The following is a 26,375-nucleotide window of genomic DNA, read 5'->3' as shown; positions in this document are numbered from 1 at the left end:
GAAAAGAATGATTGGCAGAGAGGTGAAAAGTCTTGCAGAGAGAAATGTATGAACTGTTGGCGAGACGTAGTAAATTTTGTTTTTCTTTAATTGAGTTATTCCAAGTTGAAGATGATTGGCTGGAAGTAAAAAAAGTCAGTACAAATTTAGAGATCAGTGATCGAAGTGTGCAGCGTTACATTCATTACTTAGAAGAAATTATTGAAGACTATAATCAAGAAAAAAATGCGCACATCCACATGCACTACGAGAAATTCAAAGGAATCAAAATGGATTTCTCAGATTCTTCTATAGAACAACTAAAGCTTTATATCGTTAGTAACGATGAAAATCTAAAATTACTGATTGATCTGTGTTTATTAAAAACAGAGCCCTTAAAAAAATACGCAGATAAAAATTTTATCAGCCCTTATTCGATTAAAAATTCTGTTATAACGATCAATCAGCTTTTAGCCTCTTTTAAACTAAAAGTGGATACTCGTTCGTTGACCTTTACTGGTGAAGAAAAAACCAGTCGCTTTTTTACGTATATTTTCCTCTGGGCAATGTACAAAAACAGCCCATGGCCCTTCGAATACGTGGATGAAAAGAAAATATACCAGTCCATCGCTACGATCGAAGCAGGCTTTGGCTATACCTATTCCAACATTCAAAAAAAGCAAATAGCTTATTTTATCGCGATTTGCCTTATTCGAAACAAGAAAAAATTCTATATCGACAGCACCGAAAATTGGGATACTTACGTCAACATCCATGCCTTGCGAAAAGAAGAATTGATCGTGAAGGGAATGAACAATTACCAGATTTTCGAGAACAACGAATTGACGTTCCTTTTAGTCATCATGCAAATGAAACACCGCATGTACCGGTCTTCCGAGATCAGAGATCGTATCTTGAATTATCATAAAAAAAACAATACAGACATTCTTCAGGCAACAAATTTGGCCTTTGAAAAATTTCAAGAAGACTTTTTCCGTATTCCCGAAGAAAAATTAGATGTCTTTTACACGTACTTTTTTTGTACCCATCTCCAAAGCAAGATTTTTCCCGGCGTCTATTTTGATTTAGACGGCTATGATTCTTTAGAGGATACGAATGTCCCTAAAAATCTCGTTCGAAAACTGAACGCCTTCGTCAAAGAAATGAAAGCCTCTACGAATAGTGATATTTTTGATGAAGAAGAGCTTTTAGTAAAACGATACCTCTTGCTTTTTTCCTTTTTTGAAAACTGGGTCGCCTATGAGCCAAAAATAACTGTTGCGATTGATTCAGATATGTCCTTTTTAGTAAGAGAACGCCTGAAAAAAATGCTTCAGCGTCGTTTTGAAGGAAAATACAATTTAGAGATGGTCGAATCGGTCGGGAATTCTGAAGACAATTGTTTGGTCATCACCAACATGCCTTCAATCAATGGCTATCATCCAGAAAATATTTGTGTTGTTGAACCGCCTTTGCGGCCAAAAGATTTTCTAGTCGTCGAAAGAAAGATTGAAGAGACATTAGAAGGATTGTACGATTAGCCTGTACAGATCCTTCCGATTTCTTCAATAAATGAAAGAAAAGTACGCCCTATCAAGTGACCAAAATTCACTTAGTAAGGTGTACTTTTTTCGCGTCTTAGTTATTGACTTCTTCTTTCAAGCAGCTCGTTGCATGGCGAATGTCTTCTTTGACATTTTGGTAGCTGTAACGACGAATCTCGCCGCCTAAGGTATCAACGAGCATGATGTCGACCAACTCTTCATTGGTTTCATCCATGTAAACAAGCAATCCTTGATCCCCTGGATTCAAACGTTGACTGACCTTGTCGAAAATCGTATTGTTTCTTTTTGTTTTTACATAATTTGTTCCGATACCGGCAATATCACCTACGACCCAGCCGCACAATACGCCTAATGGGCCGCCTAAAATCCCTACGATCGCTCCGATCAACCCGCCTGTAGCAATTCGATTGCCGCTTTCAAAGTCTAGGCTGTCTTTGATGGAGAAACCATTTTCGTCAGAGCTTTTCTCAATGATCGCTGCCTGCTTGATTTCTACTGTGGTCCCATTTGATAGTGTCTTTAATTTCGATAATGCTTCATAGGCATCTGAGTTATTTTTATAAGTGATCAATGCAATTTTTTTCATTGTAAATCTTCCTTTCTTTCTTCACGTTTTAGTGGGTAAATCCTTGTGTGTGTTTTCCTTCATTCGCGTGCATCGAGACATTCGCTGCATTCAGCTCTTTGATCGCCGCATGGATATCTTTGATCAGTGCATTGGCAGAATTCATCGCGAAATCGCCGCGACAGACAAATCGTTGAATGATAATGTTATCTAAATCTTCAGGTAACGGATACGCCGGAACCTGCCAACCTCTCATTTGTAATCTGTCCGCTAAATCATAGAGGTTCCAGTTTACGTCCGCATCTTCCTTCAGCTTGTAGCAAATAATCGGAATATTATCCCCGTTGTTGTAAATGTCAAAGAGGTCTGTTTGTTCGATTGCTTCAGACACCTTCATCGCAACTTTACGGGTCCGCTTATGGATCTCTTTATAGCCATCGAATCCAAATCGGTAAAAATTATAGTATTGCCCAATGATTTGACTGGCGCTTCGAGAAAAATTGATCGCCATCGTCGGCATTTCGCCACCAAGGTAGCTGACATTGAAGACCATCTTTTCCGGTAAATCTTTTCGATCCTTCCAAATGATCCAACCAATTCCGGGGTAAACCAAGCCATACTTGTGTCCAGATGTATTGATGGATACCACGTTCTTCAATCGGAAATCCCATTCTAATTCTGGTGTGACAAAGGGAGCGAACATGCCGCCGCTTGCCGCATCCACATGGATACCGAGTTCACGTCCCGTTTCTTTATTAAAGGCTTCTACCTTTTTATCTAACGCTTGAATGTCGTCGTATTTCCCTGTATAAGTGATGCCCAAGATCCCTACGATACCGATCGTATACTCATCCACGTAGTCCATTACTTTTTCTGCATCCAGACTCATGTGTTCTTCATCCATCGGTACCGTTCGCAAATCGATGTCCCAGTAGACACAGAATTTTTCCCAGCAGACTTGATAGCCAGAAGAAATGACCAAGTTCGGACGTTGTTTGGTTAGATCAACACCGCGCTTCACTGCTTCATCACGCCATTTGAATTTCATCGCCATCCCGCCTAGCATGCATGCTTCGCTGGAGCCGACGGTAGATGTGCCGATCATTTTTTCTTTATCCGGCGCGTTCCAAAGATCCGCAATAATGTTGACACACGCTTGCTCGACCTCTGCCGTGCTGGGGTATTCTGATTTGTCGATCGCGTTTTTTTCAAACGTCTCCGCCATCAGTTTTGTTGCTTCTGGTTCCATATATGTTTGGCAAAAGGTTGCCATGTTTTGTCGCGCATTCCCTTCATCGATCAACTGATCCTTCACCAATCGATAGGCACAGTCTGGTGATACAGGTTCCTTATTTAACTTGTCGATAATGACGTTCTCGCTTGCTTGTTTTGATCCAAATAATGGAATAATGTTATCCATGATCGTTCCTCCTCTAAATTCTTCACTTTGTTTAGTTATATTTAGGTGCTTTCGCTACCTCAAATCGTTGAACCTCTGTGTTATTCAAAAGTTCGTCGGACATGACTACTTTTGTAATACCGTTGCTCGCATAATCTTTGTAATAGATCGTTTTGCTTTCGTTGCACATAATGCTGATGAATTGTGAATAATCGGTCTCACCTGTTGTTTTTATTACGACACCTTTAGGAATCGTCACAGGGGCCAAGATATTTAAAGCGTTCATGACTCCTTCATCTTCATCCTTCGCATCTTCAATGTGTTCTTTGAAAAATGTTGCCCGGACGAATCGTTCTGGCGGTGTATACCCTCCTGGCAAGCCTGAAGTTCCTGTCCCTTGAGAAAAAGGTGTCGCTTGGAAATGATCAAACTCTTTTGATTCATATTGCTTCGGACGCACATCCAAATAATTTCTCAAGTTTTCTAAATGCCATTCCAATTGAGGCGTATTCGTCATAACGTTTACGGGATCTTCTTTAAAATGAAGTGTTTCCTCGGTTGGTTCAATAACAACGGACTTGCCGTTTGTATCTGTGATGATCCAATGCAACGGCGTTACGAATCCTAAGATAGGTACAGCAATATCTACTAAATTGATATCTTCTATCGCCTCTCTTAATGCATCGATCGAAGAAAAGTTTCCTAAAATCCATGTGATGAATTCATGAGGACAAAGGTTTGTCTTTTCAGGATTTGATTTTTCTTGATAAACGGCCTCTCCCGGCAAGTAAAGCTCCGCTACCGAAAGCCCTGCTTCGTTCACGCCGTCACACACAAAGTAATCTTCTCCAAGGTCTGCACCTGTTCCTAAAAAGCCGAACTGATTGGTCCATTTTTTGCCATCGCTGGCAGATGCCCAACTGTAATCTCTTGGAAGATATAGAGGCTGCGCATCGATTGGATATGAAAAATCCATCGTCCTAGCTAATAGATGTTTCTTGTCGTTTGTTGTTATAAAAATACTTGTACACATAATGAATCTCTCCTTGTTTGGTTATTTATTACACTATTTATTCTAGTGCAGAAACCCCCTAAGTAATTAACGCATCTTGTCGTATTTCGCGACAAAATATTTTTATAAATAACGGAACTCTTTTCACTGGATTTGAATGAAAAAACAAGACGCATCCCTATAGAAATGCGCCTTGCTCCCTCATTCAGTTTTTTACACATCGTAGTCCGTTTGTGCCATTGGCTCAGCGAACGGAATGAAGATTTTCCACATTGATAACGCCGCCGATGATTTTTGTAAAGCCAAATAGTAAAAAGTAATTTCCAATCAAAGATGGTGTATTGACGATCAACGACCCGCCGCCAATCAGCAGCAACAGCCCCATCAAACAGCCAATCAAATCTACGATCAACGAAAGGTAGTAATACGGTAATGCGATCGATTTTGCCAGATCCAGTAAAAAGAATGAAATAACCGAATCGCAGATAAACCAAAAGCCGAACAACATGGAAAGCATCGTCAAATTGAGAGACGTATTCACCACTAGTACGATACCGATCATCAAGTCTACAAACCCGATCACTAGTGCCGAATACTGATTGTGTTTCGTGCGCTTAGAGATTTTATTGCGATTGATAATCTCGAAGAAGCCTTTTATCAACGAGAACCCCCCTACTAATTGAATAGACTCGACGATCGTATTATCTGTATAACGCATCGCCAATAACGCCATGATCAAATAGATGATCCCTGTCAAAATCTGCAAAAACCGATACGATTTTACCCAGTCTTTTATCTTTTTCATGATGGATTCTCCTCCTTTCCTTTCGTTTCTTTCGCTACATTTTGCGCAACTTGAGTAGACAAACGTTCTTCATCATTTTGTTCTAACGCTAGCAGCCTTTGATTGTCATTCAATAACGAAACATCGTGTAAATGATTTTTTTGCAGATAATTCATAGAGACACGCAGCAATGCGATAAAGAGCACGGCTAAAACAAGTAGGATCGTATAGCTCTTCGTCACTAATTGGTGACTGATCCCGCCTGCGATTGCATTTCTAAAGGCATACACCGAGTAGGACATCGGCAGGTACGGATGGATCAATTGGAAGAAGGCCCCTTGTGTTTGGATCGGGAATGTTCCGGCAGCCCCACCAAGTTGCAAGACCAATAGAATCATCGCTGCGAACCGTCCTGGGTTATCAAATGTCATCGCTAAGAACATGACGATCGACATATAGCTCCATGCAGTTATCAGTGCCGTAATGTAAAGCAAGCCAATACTGTAGGCCGGCAATCCCAGCAACAGCATCACTGTTACTTGAATCAATGCCATCAAACTAGAAACGACAAATCCCAAACTTACTTTGCTTAGCCACCAATTTTTGCTGGACTGGCCATCCATCGCTGTTTTTCTGATTGGATAGACGAAATTGAACAGCATACATCCTACGAATAGTGCCAAGGACATGATGTATGGAGCTAGGGCTTCACCGTAATTATTGACTTTGCTGTAGCGCTTGTTCTTCAATCCTGTAGGATCAACGAATTGATCAATCGTTTTGTGGGTCACCTTTACATCTTTTGCCTTCGCAACACCCGCATCTAATCCGCTGGATAATTCTGCCGCGCCGGCTTTTAATTGATTGATTCCCGAGACAAGCTCAGGTGATTTGCTCGTCAGCTCATCGAGACCGTCAGACAATTGTCCTGCGCCCGAATTTAATTGCGCGACACCGCTGTCTAGCTCTGGAAGCTTGCCTTGCAGCTCGTTCAGCCCACCGGTCAACTGATTGCTGCCGGATGCCAATTCTTCCACTCCCGCGATCGCGGTTGGAATGTCTTTGGCTGCCGTATTTAATGAGCCGCTGACTTGTTTTAATTGACGAACCATCGTTTGAGCATTTTCAGACGCTGGAACTTCAGACAACGCTGCTTCGACCTGCTGGTTCCCTTTTTTTATTTCATTTAATGTTTGCTGGACATTTCCAGCATTCTTGCTCATCCCTTCGGTGACAGCGCTCATCTCATTCGCCTGTTGCGCCAAGGCGGCGACAGTTTTTGATAAAACAACTAAATTTCTATTTATATCCTCGACCTTCGCAGTCATCGACTTCTCTAAATTGGTCAGATTTGCATCAACGATCGCGTTTAGATTTTTTATCAATGCCGCTTTCGTGCTGTCTGAGATTTCTTCGTTGCTTCGGATCAAGTCACTGATTTGAGTATCGATCGATTGGTTGACGTCAGCCAATCCTTCGGTCATAAGCATCAGTTTTTGTGAGATTTCTTGATCTTCTTTCTCTAATTGCGCAGAGTCGATCGACAATTTGTTTAACTCGCTGGCATTCGTCAATAACGCCTCCATCTGAGCAGAGACCGCATCTATCTGTCCAGAAAGTTGTGTACGGACATTAGGTGGTAACTGATTTTCAAAGTTTTGCAGTGCATTGGCCATGTCATCGGCAGCGATCGATAACGTCGCCACTCCAGCATCCAATTCAGAGATTTTTGTCTGATTGGATTGGATCATGTCGGTCACTTTGTTTAATGCCTGACTCATTTTCTGAGAACCTGCATCCAATTGTGCCACACCTGATGATAAAGGCTGCACAGATTCCGCCAATTCGCCAGTTCCTTTGGATAGCTTTCCAGCCCCCGCCTCGGCTTGTCCGACACCATTCGTGTAGGCCTTGATCCCTGTCGCCAACTGACCGGACCCGGAGGACAGTTCATTTGAGCCATTCGCCGCCTGAGATAACCCTGCCAGCATCTTATTGGCTTCTGTATCCACCGCACTGGCGTAGGCCTTGACGACTTGATCCCGAATTTTTATCTTCAGTTCATTCGCGGCCACTTCGGAAATTTCTTTTCCTATATAGTTATACGAATCATTGGTAGTATAAATGATCTCCATCTTTTCAGGATCATTGTTGATGATGCTGGCTGCTGATTGGGAGAAGTTCTTTGGAAGCGTAATGATCATGTAGTAATCCATCTCTTTCATCCCTTTTTCTGCCTCTTTCTTAGAAACAAAATGCCAATCCAGCGCCCGATTCTTTTTCAGATTCGCGACGACCTGATCGCCTATTGCGACTTTCTGCCCCATTAGCTCGGTGTCCTCATCTTCATTTACTACCGCTACTGGCAGGTTTTTGATCCCGCCGTAAGGATTCCAAAGAGACTTGTCGAAAATCGATGTATAAATAATCGGAATAAAAGTGATCGCGATCACTGAGATCAATAAAATTTTATTCTTCAGTAAGTTTTTAAATTCTCTCTTTACCATTTTCACGTAGCCAGTCCTCCTTTACTTTTTCTTCTTTCTGACGGTTTGGTACAGCGTAAAAATGATAAAAGAGAAATGGAATTGCTAATGTAACAACAAAACCTACAATCAAACTCATTAAATAAATGGAGCTGTCAGATTTATCGATCGTTGTCGGAACGATAAAGGCTGTGACTACAGCCGCGATCGAGATCACTAAGCCGGCTCCTGCGACGAGGTGTTTCACCCAGTCAGGTCCAGGAATCTCAAACTCTCTTTTCAACGCTTTCTTTTTCTTCAGTACCTTAAAATAGGAAATAAAAAACAAAATATACGCACTCAAATAGATCACGACTGTTAAAGAAATGGCTGTTTGAAAGCCGACATTTCCGCCGCCGCTGCTTGAACCTAATGTTAACAAGGTCGCCCAAAGCGTCACAACGATGGCTTGAATGATCAAAATTCTCACAGGGACATCGTTTCTATTTTTTTCTGCCAAGGATTTTGGCAGCAACCCTTTCGTTGCAGCAAATTGTAACCCTTCAGTAGGACTAACGATCCATGAACTAACCTGGGCTAAGATCCCAAAAGAAATCAAAAAGCCTATAAGTTTTACACCTAATCCGATATGTCCTGGAGAAATCAATTGTGCCGCTGTATCCATCACACCTTCGTTTGAAGAAATTTTTCCGCTTAATACCATCGAAACGATGCTTCCGCCGATCGTACTCATTAGAATCCCTACTACGACCAAGACCATCAACAGCTTAGGATACGCGCGCTTCGCATCTTTCAAATCTGCGAAATGTGTCGCGGAAGCCTCCACGCCCATATAGGCCAACACGAAAGAAGTCAGTGCTGCAATATCTTTTCCTCTTGGCAAAAAGGAGGACTCCGTAAAGCTTCGAGAAACCTGATGCCCTGACGCAAAGTAATGAATCGAGCATAAAAATAAAACAAGCACGGGCAAAACGATCCCGATACTGAAGCCGTACTTCGCCAGCTTGGCCGTCGTTTCCGTTCCTCTTAGCTGCAACAAGGTCAGCAGCCAAAAAATACCTACCACACAGAGAAATTTGAATACGGGATCATCGTTCATCGCTGGGATCTCCAATACATAAGATAACGTTCCGACGATAAAATAAATCATCGTTACAAAGCCGACGGTAACTTGGAACCATTGAAAAAACAAGGCCGCAAACCCATACTTTTCTCCTAATGGTTTTCCTACCCAACTGTAGATTCCTCCTTCTTGATACCCTTCGATCGTCGCCAATTCCGCAGAACACAACGCGACCGGTAAAAACCACCCTAATCCACATAACAATAAGAAAAATATCAACGACTTGCCAACTGTCGCAAATGTCGGGTATTCATACACCGTAATAAACAGTGAAGCTGTCATTGAAAAAAAGGCAAATTTAGACATCATATGTTTTTTATCCATTTCTTTTCCCCTCTCAAACGAGTTATTTTATAAACATAGTTTAGTTCAAATCACCTTATGTTTTTTTCTGAATCTTGTCGGAATACTGGACAATTTTTTTATTCTTAGAAAAAGCAAAAAAAAAGAGTAAAAACATCGCTTGACGTTTTTACTCGTTTCATTCGTATTCTGGATCAGCATTCGCTGCTTCAACGTTCTGATTTTCCCCTTCAATGCGTGTTAACAGAAGAGAGATCAGACAATAATTTTTTCGCTGCTTCTTCTGACAACTACAATCATATCCTTTCGGGACATCAACCGAAACTTTGTAATCGCTCGTTGCCAGCGGTTTCTCTGTTTTCTTCAGCCATTCATCTCCTTCTGATACGGTATAAGAATAGACTTCTGTTTCTTCCTCATTGACCAAGTTTAGACTCACTTGCTTAGGTCGATCTCCGGATTCATTGTTGCTGTCGGACCAAGTGCAATCAATATAGTAATTTTCTTCATTCTCTTTCGGCGGCAACGCAGTGGATGAGAGACGTTGGATCTTCTCTGCTGTTTCCTTCTTGGGTCTCGAATCAGACGGCTTGTTGTTTTGATCCAATTCTATGGTTTTGACAAAGCTCTCCGCAGTCAGATGAACATCTTCTCGAATGATCGCTTTTCGCCCAAATACCAATAAAAAGACAATCAGCATAACGAGGATGGTCACTCTCTCTAGCGTTTTTTTCACATGATTTTTCATAGGACACTCCTTTCAAACGTGCGTCAATGGGTGTGATTTTTTAAATGCGTATAGTTTTTGATGGCTTCTTCGATCGTTACGCCCGTTGCGTAGATAGACGCATCACACGAATCGTAAACGATAAATTCATTCTCTTTTGTATTTAATGCTACGTGGTATTCTCTATTTCGCTGTTGTTTTTTCATGACTTCATTTCCTCTCTATTCTATGTATCAAGTGATATCTTTACAAAAAGCGAAGGGGGAAAGAACGCAGTCCCCCCTTCTCATTCTATTAATCAAACATTTTTTTTCCGGCTCTTAACAATGTCGGAATGTCCTTGTCATAGCGTGGTGTTTTTACAAGCTTAGACATCGGTACCCCAGCAAAGTGGAAGGCGGCGATTTCACCTGAACGGACTGCACTTTGTTCTGTAAAGATCATTTGATACGGTTGTTCCACAAATTCACCTGTAAAGGCTAGGTTTGTTGAATGTTCAGGGATCACTTTCGGACGATCGATTTTTGCACGATTGTTGAACAGGGCAGACGCATACGGCATGTATACGGGAATACAGTTCACGATCCCCTCCAAAATTTCCGTTTCTTTTTCGCGAATATTGATTGGACCAGGGTCGACTTTGCTCAATTGACCGATCAATTCTTGCGCCATTTCTTTCCCAGTCATATCAATGTAGGGTTTGTTGATGAATTCACCTTCGCGACGAGGATAAAGGAAATACCCCCAAATAACAGTTTCATTTTCTTTTTGTGATGTGAAATGTGGTTGATGATGGACCACGATCGACATCCGAACATCCTTCTGACCTAAAGGTGTGATCGCCTCGGTAGAAATAAATGAATTCAAGGCATTTCCCGGCTGCTGCGTCGTAATACGTACGATCTCATTCAACAATACATGGTCTTTTGAGGTCAATGTGAAGCTGACCCATTCGCTGGCATCACGGTCCGCAAAGAATTTGTCTGGATTTCCCAGATTATAAAATTCATTTGAAATATTCTTCCATAAGCTTGATGCAGCACCATAGTCCATATCTTCAGGAGCCGGCGTATCATAATCGCCTAATGTTGCTGAATCTGTAATGGAACCGTTCGTAAATAGAACCGCTGTGTCTTCATCCACTGAGATGTATTGTTCAGTGTCATCCAAGGTATTGATCATTTTGATTCCTGTTACAGTGATCTCATCCTGCATTTTTGTTTGTTTAAAATCAAAGTCCGTCACAAGACGATCCAGTACGATCTTACAGCCTTGCGCTTCCAAATATTGGATCAACGGCAGCATGATGCTTTCAAATTGGTTGTAACGCGTCCGATTGACACCTACTAAATGCTCGATTTGCGTAAATTCGTAAATCATTTGATGCATGTAGCGACGGAATTCCTGCGCGGAGCTTTTTGTCCGAAAAGCGAAGGTCGTTTCCCACATATACCAAAAATTCGTTTCAAACATATGGGGATCGTCTTTGAAATAGTCTTCGATTGTTAAATTATCCAGTTTTTCCTCTTCTGAATCAGGCATCGCGATCAACGCGGTCAACAATTTACGATCCAAATGATTAAAGCCTAATTTTCCAGCATCTAAAATGCCGTGTTCGCCTTCTAATAAACGAGCTTTGTCAAATGTCGGATGTTTCGAATCGAAATCCCGAGTATCTTCTTCCGCTGTCATTCCTGGTTCGGTCGCTGAAGGGATACGGCTCAACAAATCCATAAGATCTACATACGTGCGGTAGTTCAACATACGTCCGCCGCGGGCAACATACCCTTTTCTATTTTCCATAGGATGATTTTTATTCCAGTATTCATCTGTGACAGTGTCTGTAGGCGCACCATCATTTGATCCATGATTGTCTAAAGAATAGAACGTGATATCTTCTCCGTTCCATTTTCCTTCTTGAATAAGGTAAACGGCTGCCGCCATGTTGGCGATTCCCGCACCGATCATAATTGCTTTCTTTTTTTGCATTTTTCCTTCTCCTCTCAGTGGTTCATTTCTTTTGTTGAATCGTATTCATCGTACAGTGAGCTGTCATCTTCGAGTAATCCTGTTTTTTTACCCGCATAGAGAATGCCTAATGTGACTAATCCAAAACTGATTCCTGCTTTTAATAAATTCTTTTTCATACCGTCATCTTCTTTCTTTTTTTAGTGATTAAAAAGTGAATGAATCCATTTCCTTTTCAAATTCAGCCATTTCTTTTTCGTCGTATTTTTCATAACGATCGGCTTCGTGCAAAATGTGTTTGATCTCGTGCAGCGTTTCTTTTTCTAACACCCATTTTTTTAATGTGTGTTTTTTAGGCTGTTGATCCAATGAATTCAATTCCGCTATTTTTTTATCCATTTTTTCTAGTGTTTGAGCTACTTCTTCTACAGTTTTCATTTCTTTGTTTTCATAGTTTGTCATAATGACCACTCCTTCTTTTATCGAGTTGATTGATTTAAATAGGTTGAATAATTGGCACCAGCTGCTTCATTGGTCGGTTGGCATAACATGTAGATCAAGAGGAGCCAACCAACGATCGGGATCAATCCCATCAATAGCCAGGCACCGGAATGATTGGTGTCATGTAACCGACGAATCGTAAGGGAAAGTTGTGCGATGAACAAAACCACTCCAAGGCTGAGTACAAACATGTTTGCATTTTCTAATGTGATATAAGAAAAGCCTGTCAATGCGATGCCTGTACGATAGAATAAGCTGTCGAACAACACACTGTATACGATTGTTGGAAGCCAGTATTGTTTTCTTGAAGCCGTGTACTGCCACTTGAACATATCTGTCCAAAATTCAAGTAAGCTTTTCATGAAGACCGTCTTCTTTCTATCATTTGTATTTTCTGTATCTTTTGTGAAGGTGCTTGTTTTTTTTATTCCTGCAATTTTGATCACCTCGTTTAGCTGATAAGGAAATAATACGGCATTTCCTCCCCTTCAAAAGAACCACTTTTGTCTGATAAAACGACATTTTTTTCCCAAGCGAAAAAGAAAGAGTCTTTCCCCTTCAAACAAAAAAGAAGCGAACCCTTCTGAAGGTCCGCTTCTTTTTTGTATTTATTATAGAAGCAACTCATTCGTTGCTCGTTTAAAACTGCCGGTTGTTAGAAATCGCTCCATGTATCATCTGCCACCGCATCCGCTTGTTTTGGCTGACTTTCAGCAGGTCGAGCATATGCTTTCTTATATGATGCTCTTTCGCTGTTGTCTGCTGAAGGAATAAAGAAGGCAAATAGAAGATACAATATAATTGGCGAACCTTCTAAAAGGAAGATGGATAACACAAAGACCACACGTGCAATCGTAGGATCAATCCCGAAGTACTCCGCAATCCCTGCCAATGTTCCTGTCAATACCTTGTTATCTTTTGATTTCGTCATTTTTTTCATCTGAATCAGTTCTCCTTTTTTCTCCCAAATAGATGGGGCCCGATTTATAGTAGCGAGTTCCACTCACTAGGTTCCACTCACTAGGTCTCTTTCTCTTATGACTATAGTATGCCGTTTTTTTCTCTTTTCGTCATAGGCCTAAAGGAGTATTTTTATTTAGCATTTGGTAGTAGTTTTTCGTTATTCTCACACATGGAGGCTCCTTACCTATCCAAACAGTTGACAGTTTAGCCGCTAGAACTTAAAATGACAGACAATTAGACTCCTAACTAAAAAAGAAAGCAGGAATTCAATGATCCATATTCGCGAAATGAAGGAAACAGATAAACCGTCGCTGCGCCAAATTTACCTAGACAGTCGCCGAGTGGCCTTTTATTGGAGCGATCCAGAATCAATGCATCTAGCAGATTTTGACCATGATACCAAAGAAGAACATGTCTTTATTGCTGCGCTCGACCAACGAATTATTGGGTTTATTTCTTTGTATCCTCCAGATAATTTTATCCATTGTTTATTCATTGATCCTCGATTCAAAGGACAAGGTACTGGTCATCTCCTGTTAGAAAAAGCCAAGCAGTCCTTGCATCTGCCGATGACCTTAAAGTGTTTATCACGAAACACCCCCGCTCTTGCCTTCTATGAAAAAGAAGGCTGGGAAAAGATCAATGAAGTAGCAGTTCAAGATCCCTATTGGAATATGATTTATAAATAGTTGTGCAGCCTTATGGACGGACCCACAAAAAAACCGCTCAGCCTCGTAGTAGTAACTCTACGATCGCTGCGCGGTTTTTTCGTTTACTTGCTGAAAAGAAATCCAATGTTCGTCATCGTTTAGTCTTATTTATCTCTCTCAGTATCTGCTCTTTTTTGAATAATTTTTTGACCCAAATTAGCCCAATCCAGCGGTCTAGGCGGTGCTAACCAAACGATGCATTCTTTCTTGTAAAGGCTCCCTAGATCTCTGGAGTCCGTTAGCAGGATGTCCGCCTCGGTAATAGTTGTCGTGATCTCAGCACCGACTTGGTGGAAAAAACCGATATTTTCCATAATAAATTGGTTATACAAATGCCCGAAGGAAAAATCAACGTATACTTTGATGGTTTCTAACAGCACATTCTTTGGGAAAGCATCCAAAATTAGAAATAAGTACTGGAAGAGTACCTGTTTCTTTTTTCTATATAACTCAGGATTCGTTTGCTGCATTTCTTTCACGTAGGTTCCACAAAATTCCAAAAGTGCGGGATAATTTTGTTGAAAATAAATGATGTTGATCTCTGGTTGAATGGCTTCATAAGCCAAACTTGTCTCAAGTAATTGAAAATGCAAAAAGCGGCTACGTGCCATAAACGCCTTCTGATTTTCTAGGCTATTCGCAATTTTAGGAAATACTTTCGATAGACTGACTAACAGATCTTGGCTCCAAGCGGTAACCAAAGAATCGTCCGCTGGCGATAACTCTTGATCCAACGATTCCGAACAGGTCGCATAATAGCAAAAAAACGCGTAGACCTCTGCTTCGCGAAATGTGTCAGGAACCCTTCTAAAAAATGTATCGGAAAGCTCTTGACTGAAATTTTCAATTAGTAGATTGGCCGTTCGTTTTTCACTGATGTACTTTTTCTGTTGAATTCGCAAATTGGTTACATATAAATAGTACATCAAATTGTTTTTTTCATGGACCGTAAAATGAGCGCTATCGAACATCTGCAGCTTGGCTTGAATCAAACTTCTGTCAGACGAAGTGAAAATATCCTCCTGCCCTCTGTATATCCGTGCAAAGAGTTCTGTTAAGAAGAGACGAATATTTTTCTCACTCTTGCCTGTTAATCGAAACTTTTTATCAATCTGAAGCTCAAAATCCTTAAGGTAGTGATTCAATTTTTTATACGTGCTGTGGGCGATCGGATAACTGATCGTTTCTTTTTCTGAGAATTCATTCAGAGATTTAAACTTCTCTAAACTCGCCCCTAATAAAATATGGAAGCTTATCGATTCTTTGACATAATTTTCCAACAAGGTATCTGAATTCGCCGTCCCAGTACTTTCGACTTGAACAAAAGGCTCCTCTACAAAAAGGTGGATCTCCTTCGCCAAGCCAAATCGCTCCAAATCAAGAACCAATTGATCGATCGTACTTTTCAAGACGTAATTTGACATTTCCAGGTCATCGGACAGTTCCTTCTTTGTCAAGGCAAAGTAAGGGCTTCGTTCGACCTTTTTCAACAATTGATACTTCCGCCATTCTTCCTTTGCCAAAAAATTATCTAGCAAAACGATCACTCACTCTCGCCTCTAATTTACCATTTGCTTCCCCATACAATACGACTCCAGACAAAAGATAAGCACTCTGCGCGATATCAGGAAAATCATTTGGTGCGCCGCTTCCTCCATCGCCCCCGTTTGGAGGTGTGACCACCTGTTCTTGTGAAAAGAACGCCTCATTAAGAATCAATACTTGATTTTCAGGATGTCTCTTTTTCATAGGAAGATAGGGATCGTCAGGGGGAAAATCTGTCGATTGTCTATTTTCCTTTTTCCGCTCAGGTGTCGGAACATGCAGGTGATCTGGATACTCTTGGTGTGTCTCCTCTTGTTCTTTTTCCGAAGTATTTTTTGTCTCCGAAGTCGTTTGGGCGCTAGTAGTCTCTGTTTCCTCTAATTCAATTTGCCCATCTATCTTTGCGCTTTCGCTCGTTTCGCTAGATACCTCTTGCTCAGTGATTGGAGTGATCGTATTTTGAGGGTCTAAAGGATCATAGATGACCGTATTGCCAAATACGTGTTCAGAAAAAAGAAAAATCGATGCACCCAACGCGAACACCATTGATCGCGTGACCATTTTTTTCATTCTGTCACTCTCCTTTTCCGAAACTTAATCACTGACTTTAGTGATTATTTTGATACCAACTAATAAACAAAATAAAAATGAAACTACGACAATTATACAATATAACCTATTATTTTGTTTCTTTTTCCTAATAATTTCCTGTTTATCATGAACTATTTTTTGTCTCGTCAATTGACCTGGTTTTTTAAACAACTGCCCCTTTACGATAAACCGTTGCTTCGTCTGCGTCGGCTTGTCACAAGTAATCAGAGTGATCTCGGACGTCCCATGATCATCTAAAACACGCAGGTCTGTTTGATCAATAATTTTCGTTTCACTTACAATGTATTGATAAAAGCCGCTTGCATCTTCAAAAAAAATAGAATCTCCAATTGCTACCTTCAGCAGCTTACCAAATAATAAGCTCTCTTTTCCCAAATGGTGACCAATCAAGACCACATTGTGATTTTCAGGCGTTCGTTCTGGAAACAAGGTTCCTGCACCAACTAAAATTTCTTGATTCGTTACACCTGAAAAGACGGGGAGCCCTATGTCAACCTTCGGAATGATAAGCTGTCCAGATGCTTGAAATGTCTGGTTTCGCTGAAAGGCGAGTACATCTGCCAGATCTGGCGGCTGTACTGCCTCTAAGGGAACTTCAGCCGCCTTTTCACTCGTATAAGTTGTCTTGATGGTCACCTCTTGCGTTCTGTAAATAAGCAGTGCCTGTTTCATGAATGGTAAAAATAAGAAACTAATCGCTAGACAATAAATCAGTATTAAGCTAATCCTCAGTTTTTTTGTCATTTTTTTTCTTGCGCCATACTAAGAACAAAAGAATCAACAATAGTAATAAAATACCAATCAGAATATAGATCCATGTGTGATCCTTCTTGATCGTGACGTCTGAGTCATTCAATTTCTTCGCTACATCTGCTTTGATCTCGAAGTCCTTTTCTAAGGACCAATGGTAACGAAAAGCCTCTTCTTTTTGCGCACCTTTTTCTTTGAATTTAAATGTGCCATCCGATTCTTTTTGACCGTAAGCCTCTATTTTCATCGTATAGTCTCCAGCTTGCAGACGTTCTCCGTTCAACGGAACTGATAAATTAAAGTTCGAATTTGGCGCCATTTGCATTTCTGATTTTTCATCGGTATATAGTGCTTCAGAACTTCCCTTTTTGGTGATGATTGTTTTTGTTGCTAAGTTATTTAAATACGTCCCATTCGGATTTTGAAGATTTCCCTGAATAACATTCCGTGCATTACGCTGATTTGGATCGACGCTATTCAATTTCAAATCTGGAGAGCCGTTTTCTGTTGTTTGACGCATCAACAAAGCGACGACATAGGAATACTCATTTTTGATCGCCAAACCTTTATCGTTGTTATCTGATGATGCTTTCGCTTCTTCCGATTGTTTTTCTTTGAACGTGATTCCTCCAGCAATAACACCGTCAAATTTTTCATTCGGCATATGTATGTTCACTTTATATTCGGCAGCAGATTTTGGTTTTAATGTGATCTCCGATGGTGCTTCTACGTACTCTTTTAAGTTGTATTTTAGTGAAGGATCGGGTTTGATCGTATTCTTGCTGTATTCTACAACGCCATTACCGTTAGTCGTGGCGCTGTTGATTTGTGCTTCCACGACAACTTCTTTATCTGTGTCGTTTCGCAAATCAACGGTCAATGTTTCTTTTTGATCTGGTGAAAGCATCAAGTCAAAGTAGGTTTTGTTTTTATCAATTTGGTTTTCCGAGGCTTTTGGTGTCACTGCAAAATTAAATTCTGAGGCATAGCCAGCGGTTGTTCCCATTAATAAACTAAAAAAAGCGATACATAGCGATGTTATTTTTTTATACTTCATTGTCTAGTTTTCCTTTCATTGAAAGAAAGGGATGCAAGAAGCACCCCTTCTTCAATTAAATAGTTATGATTAGTTTCCAGGTGCGTCGGTTAGTACCCACGTGAAGGTTGTTGAATATTTTTTCGCATATTTTGTTGTTGAACCAGGTACGCTTAATTCAATGCTGTTGGCACCTGTAGTTGCGTCGGTTCCCCAATTATTTAAATAGGTTCCTGCACCTTGGCCTGCTTTTGCAGCCATAACGTCTTGTAATTCACCCGTTGGATCGGCAACAATCGTTGCTTTACCCGTAGGTTTTGCTGAATCGGATGCTGTAACGACATTTCCGTTCTTAAATGTTACTTCAGCCCCGGTCAATTCTTTTGCATCCTCTGTTTTGAACTGGCTGTTTTGTTTTACTTGCAATGTCCAACCTGCTTCTGTTCCGCGGTTATCTGTTACTTGGACAAAGTTAGGACCAGTTTTTTCATTGCTGTCTTTATCAAGATATTTTTGCGCTTTTGCTTTGTATACTTCGTCTTTTGAGGTGATTTTTTGTGTCCCGAAGTCTAAGCTTGATGCATAATCGATCGATAATGGGCCATTCGTTCCTGGTTTAGGACCTGTTGGGTCTGTTGGATCGACTGGCGTAACTGGTTTCGTTGGATCCGTTGGATCGACTGGATTTGTTGGGTCTGTATTAGGTGTAAATGTGATGACCCCGTTTGTGTCGTAATTGCCGCCATCTGCCGCAAAAGTTGTTGTTGTGCTCAAGCCAATACTTGCTAAAATAGCTGTTGCTAGAAATAAAGAACCAAATTTTTTCATTGTGATAGTCTCCTTTTATTTGAATTAATTGCCAGGTACGTCAGATAAGCTCCATGTCAATGTTGTACTGTATTTCACAGCATCTTTCGGTGTGCTGCCGGGTACAGCCAAAGTGATTGCTTTTGTCACGTCTGCATCAACTTCTTTGCCATCTTTGTCTTTTTCTTTTACTGATTCAGCCGTTCCCCAACGATTGACGTAGGTTCCAGCACCTTGATTTGTTTTCGCTGACATAACCAGACTTTCTGCACCTGCAGGATCTAAGGAAATCGTTGCTGCCGCTGTAGGATGTACGGCTGTCGAATTGCTGGCAACCGTCGGACTAACCAATTTAACCGCTGAGCCCGTTAACGTATCATTCAATGTGCTTGCCGCTTTGAATTGACCGTTTTGTTTTACCTTCAACGTCCATCCGCCGTTACTTCCACGGTTATCTGAGACTTGAACATAGTTTGGCTTTGCTGCACTGCCGTCTTTAAATTGTTGTGCTCTTGCATAGTACACTTCATCTTTATTGGTGATCTTATTTACACCAAAATCAAGTGATGACGCATAGTCGATGGATAACGGACCATCGGTTCCTGGATTCGGACCATTTGGATCTGTCGGATCGACCGGTTCGACCGGTTTAGACGGATCAGGATCAGTGGGGTCCACTGGTTTTGTTGGATCTGGATTTGGAATAAACTCCACCGCACCATTTGATGTGTAATCTGTGTCTGCTGCATGTGAAATAACACCGCCGACTGTTGAAAGTGATAGTGCTGCAAGTGTCGCAACGGTCATTAACCTTACTTTTTTCATCTTTTTTTCTCCTCACATCTTTTAGTGTCGTTGCCAAATTTTTTTATTCATAAAAAAGCGGAAACGACTGTTATTTTAAGGAACATCTTTTAATGTCCATGTTACTGTTGTTTGATACTTTTTCGCGTATTTGACTGTTTTCCCAGGAACCTTCAACTGAATCGCTTGTCCTCCTGTGGCTTCGTTGGTCCCAAAACGGTAGAGCCATGTTCCGAATCCTTTATCTGTGTCGGCTGTTATTACATTGATCTCCGCATCAAGCGGTAATGAAAATCCGCTGCTTGCAACAGGTGCATACGCATTTGAAAGATTCGAGATCATTCCACCTTGAGTAAATATCAATTCAGCACCGCTTAATTTTTGAGATTCAGAGGTGTGAAACTGACCGTTTTGTTTGACTCCTAACTTCCATCCACTACCTGTTCCTCGAACGTCTGTGACCTGTACATAGTTTGGACCCTTTTTCTTAACACCGTCAAAATCAGTGTATTCTTGTGCATGAGCATAATAGGTCTCATCCTTCGTAGAGATCGCTTGATTCCCGAATTGGATACTTGAAGAAAAATCAAGAGATAAACTGCCGCCTGTACCTGCCGGCGGTCCAACTGGATTTGTCGGATCAACAGGAACAACTGGTTTTGTAGGATCTGGGAGCAGCGGGTCAAGTGGTTTTGTTGTCGTTCCCCCACCACTTTGATACTTCATATGTGTGTTCGTATCTTCTGCATGTACGCCCGTTCCTCCAATAAATAGAAGCGAGACCATCAGAAAAATACTAACGAATGGTATGTGTTTCAGTGTTCTCGCCCTCCTTTAGCTTGAAGAAAACAAATGCTAACAAGACAACGCCGATCAATGAGGTGACCACATTTGAAGTATCCCCTGTAGCTGGAATGATCGTTCCTTCTCCTTTATAGGAAGGTAACGCGCCGGCATAGCCCGTCGTTGAATGTCCGGATTCCTGAGGGCGCTGTTCAGGAACAGCAGCAGAACCGCCCTCTTTTTGGGATTCCTCTTTTTTTGTGGGCTTTTTAGGATACTCATATTTTCCATAAAAGGCGGTAACCCCATTGCTATCATATTCCGCATCTGCGGCAAAAGCCGGAACAGCAGTAAACAGCAACACTATTAGTAGCAAACTTTTTATAGCTAATCGTTTCATCTACTCACCTAATTTCCTGGAACATCTTCTAATTGCCATGAGAGTTTTCCTGAATATTCACCCACCCGTTGCTTTTCAACGGGGACACTCAACTTGAAGCCGTTGTTTCCTGTCCATCCAGCGGAAATATCCTTGGAGCCATCAGAAGAAAATGATCCGGATTCTACGATTTGCGAAGCTGTGGTGATCGGTTTTTCACCTAATGTCGACGTATAATATAAAGCATCCTCTAAAGAGATCGTCCCATTTTTTAGTGTTTCAGATTGGCTCAACGTCAGTCGCCAAGGCTTTCTTGCTCCGCCTCGTGTGTCGGAGACTACAAGAGTACCTGTAGTTGTTGGACGATAGGTCTCCAATTTGTTCGAAACAGAATTACTACCAAATTCCAGTCCATTTGGAACGGAAACTAATGATAAACTTCCTACTACTGTGATCTTCGTACCCGCTTTAAATGTTGCGTCACGATAAGTCATATCTGTTTTAGGATTAATATTACCGATTGAATTATTCGTACTTGGTCGATCCGCCTCGCTTAATGCCGTGATCGGACCGCTCTGGTCTTGCAAGAAGAATTGTAAGACATCTCCTCGTGTAATTTGTATCGTTGATATATCAATCGTCCATTTCCCATCGGCTCCTACTAGTTGCCCAGGAATTCCAGATGGTTGACCATTGACGGTAAATGTTATAATACTGTTAGGTTCCCCAGTTCCTGTTAATTGCTTCGTAATGCTTTGGATGCCATCCGCATGATCGACTTTCGCAGGTTCTGGTGGTGTGACATCGATGACAGTGGTAGTGATTGGTGTTGGTGTGATCCAAGGTCCGCGTTCTGCGATTCCTGAGATATTTTCTCCAGCTTTTTGGAATTTGACGGGTGTGCTTGTGTCTGTGTAAGAGACATAGCCATTTTTATCTGTCAGTAGATTGTCTCGGACATTCCCGTTTGTATCTGTCAGTTTCACCTTCGCCTGGTTTTCTGACGCATACACAGGAATATACTTGATCTCCCCGCCAACCAAACCATTGTTATCGGGTACTTCACCAATAATTACTCGACCTTTGATCGTCTTATCGGCATCTGTCACAGGTGTCCATTCGATTTTAGGATCTTGGTTCATCCCTGAAATTCGGCGATAGTTCGCCTGCTTGAATTGGTCCAATCCAGCAACGGATGTCGTCACAGCCTCTCTCGAACCACTCCCCGTAACTTTCAAACTCGGTACTTTCGCATAGGTTTCACTTGACGGTCCTAAAACAGGCACGCCAACCTTCCAAAGATCAACATCTGAATCTAGAATTGAAAACGTATTGTTCGCTTCACTTCCATACGCGACATTAACCGCGATTTGCGAGTTATTCAGGTTTCTCAAATCATATTGAGCAGGACTGTTCAACGTGAAGGAGTTCCCCGTTCGACTGACACTCCCGGTTCCTATACCGTTCGCTGCCATATTGATCAACGGTTGATTACTTGTTCCGATCACGTAAAAGAAACTTCCCGGCTCCGCGTTTAAATACGTATTGTTGGCACTAAATGCAACGATTGACCCCGCCAATTGTTTACTTGTTAGATTGACAACTGCGCCTTTTTTGATCGTCATCCCCGCACCAGTATCATCAAAACGTACCGCATTCCCAGGCATGTCTACGTTGAATACACTGTTCTCTCCAACCGTCAGCGCTAAATAATAGCTATAAACTGCTGGATAGGTCCGCCCTGTCGTTTGTGTTTGACCAACATCAACATGACAATTTTTTCCTATCGTGAATTCTCTTGAAGCCCCCGTTGATCCAGCACTAGCACGTACGTTGTACCAAAATACAGAGAAATCATAGTAATTGACGTTTCCTTTATAATTCGTGCCGTCTTCCATGATCAGGCTTCCTAGATAAAAGTTTTCAGCACGGGTATTGATGTTCATATTGCCATAGACTCTGACTTCCGAGTGTGAAGCCCTCGCTAATCGTTGTACCCCAGATTCAGCTGTGATATTTCCAAAGCGATACTTCCATTTTGCTCCAAAAGTATAATTTAGACGGTTCCCAACGATGTCTTCAGAATACGCTCCGCCATACCTTTGGTTTAAGGTGATATCATGCATATGAAAAGAACCCGTAGCATTTTGAGGTGAAGCTAAATAGATGGAAGAATCTTTGAAATCAACACGGTGCCCTTGACCGTCGATCTCCAGGTCATTTTTTCTGGCGTAAGTCGACAAGGTCCCATCTGAAGCACTTGGGTTGTCAAAGCTTTGAGATAAGGATATCTTAGTAATCGTTTCATTCCGAATCGCTTTGACAAAATCTGACCAGTTATCTACGACCGCTTCATTTGCTGCTAATGCACGAATCTTTGCCTTTTTGGCTTCTGGTTCCTTCTCACTAGTTTCCGAAGACGCTGTTTTATCTGTTGAGTTTTCAGAATTTTCTGTCTTTTCATCACGAGGAGCTGTCGAACTTGTTTCTGATGACAGTATGTCTTCAGATGATGATTCCATCACACGATCATCTGTTTTACTCTCATCAGTAGAAGATTGGATACTATTACTTAGATCTCCTACCTCCTTTTGCTCAGTGGAACGCGTACTTTCTTGTGTGGTTTCTTCAGCATTCACATGAGGAACTTGGAAATATGGAAGTAAAATGATTAAAAATAAGACTACTTTAATTTTGCGTCTTAACATTCTCTCACCTCCTTTACGAACTAAATATTATCATAGCGTTTGCCCATTTTTTATATTATTTTTTAAAAAATTTGGTAATTTAGTTATAAAGCTTGTGATATTAGTCTATTATTAACAAAACCAAAAGCAGATTCATTTTATATTAATATTAAAATAATGTGTGTCATATTACATTTTTATATACTCCAAAGACAACATTAGGTACTGGCTACTAAATAGTAAGCACTTTTCACAGATTCTCAAGAATATTAAATAACAATTATTCTTGTTAAAAAACGGTTTAGAGACACGACGAATCCGTATAGACCAAACGTTTTCTGAAAACACTTTGAAAATTATTAAATTTTTCTTATTTAATTCATAAATGAATAAATCTGTGACCTACTTTTAGTGAAAATACATAAAAGCACACTTGTGGAAGAATCCACAAGTGTGCTTTTATAATGATAATCAATCAGCTTCTAGTCAATAATTTAACATTTTCTACTAAATTTTTTGCAGTTAGCCCATAAAAATCCTTCAATAATTTAGGATCTCCTGATTGACCAAATTGATCTTGAATTCCAATTTTAACTATTCGAGTTGGATAATGTTCTGCTAAGTATTCCGCTACGGCACTACCCAATCCGCCGATGACGCTGTGCTCCTCAGCTGTAATAATCCAAGGAGTTTCTGCTGCAGCTTTTATAAGAAGAGACTCGTCTAACGGTTTGATCGTCGAATAATTCAACACCCGAATTTGAATACCTATTTCAGCCAATTTTTTCGCTGCCAACACGGCTTCTTGTACCATTGAACCGGTAGCAACAATCGTTCCTGAGTTTCCTTCTATTATTGTTTCTGCTTTTCCTATTTTAAAAGGAGTTTTTGTATCATGGATTCGTTCGACAGGCAGACGTCCTAGACGTAAATATACAGGACCATCCTGTTCGAATATCGCTTTCATCGCTGCCTCCGTCTCCAAATCATCCGCAGGATTAAGAATAGTCATGCCTGGGACCACTCTCATTAAAGCCAAGTCCTCAATGGACTGATGAGAACCCCCGTCTTCACCTACTGTAATTCCAGCATGTGTCGCCGCAATAGTTACGTTTAATTTTTGGTAAGCAACTGCATTTCGAATCTGCTCGTACGCTCTACCTGCTTCGAAAATCGCAAAACTACTAGCGAAGGGCCTCTTCCCTCCTAAAGCAAGTCCTGCCGCAGTTCCAATCATGTCTTCTTCTGCAATGCCCATATTAAAAAACTTTTCTGGTGCAGCCTTGGCAAACATGTCCGTTTTCGTTGCAGCCGATAAATCTGCATCTAAGACCACTATGTCTTTATGATCTTTTAGTTGAACCAATGTTTCTCCATACGCTTGTCTCGTTGCTATTCTCACCTAGAGTGCCTCCTTAAGTTCCGCCAATGCTCTTTCAGCCTCTTCTGGAGAAGGCGCTTTTCCATGCCAGCTAACTTGATCTTCCATGAAGCTAATACCCTTACCTTTATGTGTTCGGCACACAATAACTGAAGGACCATCTTTCCCGCGTTTCGCTTCTTGAACAGCTGTTGTTAATGAATCAAAGTCGTGTCCATCAGCTGTCAATACATGCCAATTGAACGCAGCGAATTTCTGGCCGATATCTTTTACAGCCATTACTTCATCATTCGTTCCATCGATCTGCAACCCATTATTATCTACAAATGCAATTACGCGATCCAATTTGTAATGAGCTGCAGTCATCACAGCTTCCCAGACTTGCCCTTCCTGCAATTCACCATCACCTAATAAAATATAAACATTTTTTTCGATGCCATTCATGCGTTGAGCCAATGCCAATCCATTCGCGATGGACAAACCTTGCCCCAATGAACCACTCGAAGTGTCAACACCTCGCGTTTTAAGTCTATCCGGATGCCCTTGCAACTGAGAACCAAATTTTCTCAATCCAAGTAGTTCTTCTTTCGAAAAGAACCCCTTATCCGCTAAAACAGCGTATAGGGCTGGTGCTGCGTGCCCTTTGGAAAGAACGAAATAATCTCTATTTTTTTGATCATAATACTTTAAATCAATATCCATTTCTTGATAATAAAGTACCGTTAAGATATCAATCGCTGACAACGAACCTCCAGGGTGTCCTGAACCAGCCGAAGCCAACGATCGAATAACCCACTGTCGCAATTCAATTGCTTTTTCTTCTAAATTAACCATGCTTATCTTCCATCCATTTATTTTTTCATTTCTTCAAGAAAGACATTCATCAGCATCCAAGATGATTCGGAGCCAGGATCTTTGTGTCCAACTGCACGTTCTCCTAATCTCATTGCCCTTCCTTTTTTTGCAATTAGTGGGACGGTCGATTCTGCTCCGTGCTTCATAATTGATACGGCTTCTTCCATTATCGCAACAGAATCAGCCTCATTTTTATGCTCCGTCAAATAATCGATTCCAGGTAGTAATGCATCAAGCATGGTTTTATCGCCTATTTCAGCTTTTCCCCGCTGTTGAACTGCATCAATACCATTTTTCAACATACCGACAAATTCCGGGAATGAGACTTCAGATTTTCCAGTATCATCTTTGCCCATCTTGATAAAGAAACTACCATATAGTGGACCCGAAGCACCGCCAACTTTACTTAAAAGCACCATACCCGATTTCTTTAGTAAGGCTGTAATATCTTCCGCTTTTTCTAAATTGTCTTGCAAGTTGGCATTCACTGCTCTAAAGCCAATACTTAAATTGATTCCGTGATCCCCGTCACCAATGTCTGAGTCCAACTTGGTCCAGTAATCCCGATTTTCTTCCGCCAGCTCCGCCATTCTCTCTAAACTATTCGCGAAAAATTGTTTATCCAGCACTATTTCATTCATGAGTACACCT

The 26,375-nt window shown here is 41.1% G+C and carries 27 protein-coding genes; 2 read left to right on the top strand and 25 right to left on the bottom strand.

Features of this window, described 5'->3' with window-relative positions; translation table 11 throughout:
- Positions 1–32: 32 nt before the first annotated feature.
- Positions 33–1,520: a helix-turn-helix domain-containing protein gene (locus tag IGI66_RS14760; RefSeq protein ID WP_288226740.1), complete on the top strand. Its 1,488-nt coding sequence runs from the start codon at positions 33–35 to the stop codon at positions 1,518–1,520.
- A 97-nt stretch (positions 1,521–1,617) separates the two neighbouring features.
- Here IGI66_RS14760 and IGI66_RS14755 read toward each other — a convergent pair whose 3' ends face one another.
- The 13 genes from IGI66_RS14755 to IGI66_RS14695 form a co-directional block, all read right to left on the bottom strand.
- Positions 1,618–2,130 carry a hypothetical protein gene (locus IGI66_RS14755; RefSeq protein WP_114525644.1) on the bottom strand — a complete coding sequence of 171 codons (513 nt, stop codon included), beginning with the start codon at positions 2,128–2,130 and terminating at the stop codon, positions 1,618–1,620.
- A 28-nt stretch (positions 2,131–2,158) separates the two neighbouring features.
- Positions 2,159–3,529: a glutamate decarboxylase gene (locus IGI66_RS14750; protein WP_010779088.1), complete on the bottom strand. Its 1,371-nt coding sequence runs from the start codon at positions 3,527–3,529 to the stop codon at positions 2,159–2,161.
- Between the two features lie 31 nt (positions 3,530–3,560).
- Positions 3,561–4,541 (bottom strand): choloylglycine hydrolase family protein, encoded by a 981-nt coding sequence (locus IGI66_RS14745; RefSeq protein ID WP_086305084.1) that lies wholly within the window; start codon positions 4,539–4,541, stop codon positions 3,561–3,563.
- Positions 4,542–4,764: 223 nt separating this feature from the next.
- On the bottom strand, positions 4,765–5,325 hold the full coding sequence (locus IGI66_RS14740) for a DUF308 domain-containing protein (RefSeq protein ID WP_438849404.1): 561 nt from the start codon (positions 5,323–5,325) through the stop codon (positions 4,765–4,767).
- Positions 5,322–7,811 carry a YhgE/Pip family protein gene (locus IGI66_RS14735; protein ID WP_438849887.1) on the bottom strand — a complete coding sequence of 830 codons (2,490 nt, stop codon included), beginning with the start codon at positions 7,809–7,811 and terminating at the stop codon, positions 5,322–5,324. The genes IGI66_RS14740 and IGI66_RS14735 overlap by 4 nt, the downstream gene beginning before the upstream one ends.
- A complete protein-coding gene (locus IGI66_RS14730; protein WP_438849403.1) occupies positions 7,792–9,237 on the bottom strand; it encodes an amino acid permease in 1,446 nt (481 codons plus the stop codon). Before IGI66_RS14730 ends, IGI66_RS14735 begins: the two co-directional genes overlap by 20 nt.
- A 157-nt stretch (positions 9,238–9,394) precedes the next feature.
- Positions 9,395–9,964 (bottom strand): hypothetical protein, encoded by a 570-nt coding sequence (locus IGI66_RS14725; protein WP_431379953.1) that lies wholly within the window; start codon positions 9,962–9,964, stop codon positions 9,395–9,397.
- A gap of 23 nt (positions 9,965–9,987) precedes the next feature.
- On the bottom strand, positions 9,988–10,149 hold the full coding sequence (locus tag IGI66_RS14720; RefSeq protein ID WP_010779082.1) for a hypothetical protein: 162 nt from the start codon (positions 10,147–10,149) through the stop codon (positions 9,988–9,990).
- 88 nt (positions 10,150–10,237) lie between these two features.
- Positions 10,238–11,932: an oleate hydratase gene (locus IGI66_RS14715; RefSeq protein WP_316405970.1), complete on the bottom strand. Its 1,695-nt coding sequence runs from the start codon at positions 11,930–11,932 to the stop codon at positions 10,238–10,240.
- 14 nt (positions 11,933–11,946) lie between these two features.
- A complete protein-coding gene (locus tag IGI66_RS14710) occupies positions 11,947–12,090 on the bottom strand; it encodes a hypothetical protein (RefSeq protein WP_010779080.1) in 144 nt (47 codons plus the stop codon).
- A gap of 28 nt (positions 12,091–12,118) precedes the next feature.
- Positions 12,119–12,373 carry a hypothetical protein gene (locus IGI66_RS14705; protein WP_086305090.1) on the bottom strand — a complete coding sequence of 85 codons (255 nt, stop codon included), beginning with the start codon at positions 12,371–12,373 and terminating at the stop codon, positions 12,119–12,121.
- A gap of 17 nt (positions 12,374–12,390) precedes the next feature.
- Entirely contained in the window at positions 12,391–12,774 is a 384-nt protein-coding gene (locus tag IGI66_RS14700) for a DUF805 domain-containing protein (protein WP_316405971.1), read from the bottom strand.
- A gap of 293 nt (positions 12,775–13,067) precedes the next feature.
- Positions 13,068–13,352, bottom strand: a complete 285-nt coding sequence (locus IGI66_RS14695) for a PspC domain-containing protein (protein WP_114525651.1) — start codon at positions 13,350–13,352, stop codon at positions 13,068–13,070.
- A gap of 292 nt (positions 13,353–13,644) precedes the next feature.
- Between IGI66_RS14695 and IGI66_RS14690 the strand changes: the two genes are divergently transcribed.
- Positions 13,645–14,064 (top strand): GNAT family N-acetyltransferase, encoded by a 420-nt coding sequence (locus IGI66_RS14690; protein WP_316405972.1) that lies wholly within the window; start codon positions 13,645–13,647, stop codon positions 14,062–14,064.
- Between the two features lie 125 nt (positions 14,065–14,189).
- On the opposite strand, the gene IGI66_RS14685 is transcribed toward IGI66_RS14690, so the two are convergent.
- The 12 genes from IGI66_RS14685 to dhaL form a co-directional block, all read right to left on the bottom strand.
- Positions 14,190–15,632, bottom strand: a complete 1,443-nt coding sequence (locus IGI66_RS14685; RefSeq protein ID WP_438849400.1) for a helix-turn-helix domain-containing protein — start codon at positions 15,630–15,632, stop codon at positions 14,190–14,192.
- Positions 15,613–16,200 carry a hypothetical protein gene (locus tag IGI66_RS14680; RefSeq protein ID WP_114525654.1) on the bottom strand — a complete coding sequence of 196 codons (588 nt, stop codon included), beginning with the start codon at positions 16,198–16,200 and terminating at the stop codon, positions 15,613–15,615. Before IGI66_RS14680 ends, IGI66_RS14685 begins: the two co-directional genes overlap by 20 nt.
- Positions 16,201–16,224: 24 nt before the next feature.
- Positions 16,225–16,878, bottom strand: a complete 654-nt coding sequence (locus IGI66_RS14675) for a class A sortase (RefSeq protein WP_438849399.1) — start codon at positions 16,876–16,878, stop codon at positions 16,225–16,227.
- A gap of 85 nt (positions 16,879–16,963) precedes the next feature.
- Positions 16,964–18,049 carry a DUF916 and DUF3324 domain-containing protein gene (locus IGI66_RS14670; protein WP_438849398.1) on the bottom strand — a complete coding sequence of 362 codons (1,086 nt, stop codon included), beginning with the start codon at positions 18,047–18,049 and terminating at the stop codon, positions 16,964–16,966.
- 69 nt (positions 18,050–18,118) lie between these two features.
- Complete coding sequence (locus IGI66_RS14665; RefSeq protein WP_010779071.1) at positions 18,119–18,856, bottom strand: WxL domain-containing protein; 738 nt, start codon at positions 18,854–18,856, stop codon at positions 18,119–18,121.
- Between the two features lie 24 nt (positions 18,857–18,880).
- Complete coding sequence (locus IGI66_RS14660; RefSeq protein ID WP_010779070.1) at positions 18,881–19,660, bottom strand: WxL domain-containing protein; 780 nt, start codon at positions 19,658–19,660, stop codon at positions 18,881–18,883.
- A 75-nt stretch (positions 19,661–19,735) separates the two neighbouring features.
- A complete protein-coding gene (locus IGI66_RS14655; protein ID WP_438849396.1) occupies positions 19,736–20,365 on the bottom strand; it encodes a WxL domain-containing protein in 630 nt (209 codons plus the stop codon).
- Between the two features lie 70 nt (positions 20,366–20,435).
- On the bottom strand, positions 20,436–20,822 hold the full coding sequence (locus IGI66_RS14650; RefSeq protein ID WP_438849395.1) for an LPXTG cell wall anchor domain-containing protein: 387 nt from the start codon (positions 20,820–20,822) through the stop codon (positions 20,436–20,438).
- 8 nt (positions 20,823–20,830) lie between these two features.
- Entirely contained in the window at positions 20,831–23,509 is a 2,679-nt protein-coding gene (locus IGI66_RS14645) for a pectate lyase-like adhesive domain-containing protein (protein ID WP_438849394.1), read from the bottom strand.
- Positions 23,510–23,963: 454 nt separating this feature from the next.
- Complete coding sequence (locus IGI66_RS14640) at positions 23,964–24,890, bottom strand: transketolase family protein (RefSeq protein WP_438849393.1); 927 nt, start codon at positions 24,888–24,890, stop codon at positions 23,964–23,966.
- The gene (locus IGI66_RS14635; protein ID WP_367378693.1) at positions 24,891–25,703 is read right to left on the bottom strand and encodes a transketolase; all 813 of its coding nucleotides are present in this window, start codon (positions 25,701–25,703) and stop codon (positions 24,891–24,893) included.
- Positions 25,704–25,720: 17 nt separating this feature from the next.
- Positions 25,721–26,365 (bottom strand): dihydroxyacetone kinase subunit DhaL, encoded by a 645-nt coding sequence (gene dhaL / locus IGI66_RS14630; RefSeq protein WP_010779064.1) that lies wholly within the window; start codon positions 26,363–26,365, stop codon positions 25,721–25,723.
- Positions 26,366–26,375 lie beyond the last annotated feature (10 nt).

Source organism: Enterococcus sp. AZ048 (assembly GCF_051715125.1).
In the GTDB taxonomy this organism is placed as follows: Bacteria; Bacillota; Bacilli; order Lactobacillales; family Enterococcaceae; genus Enterococcus_A; species Enterococcus_A gilvus.
The sequence above is the reverse complement of the archived record's forward strand: the minus strand, read 5'-3'. Positions and strand labels throughout refer to the sequence as shown.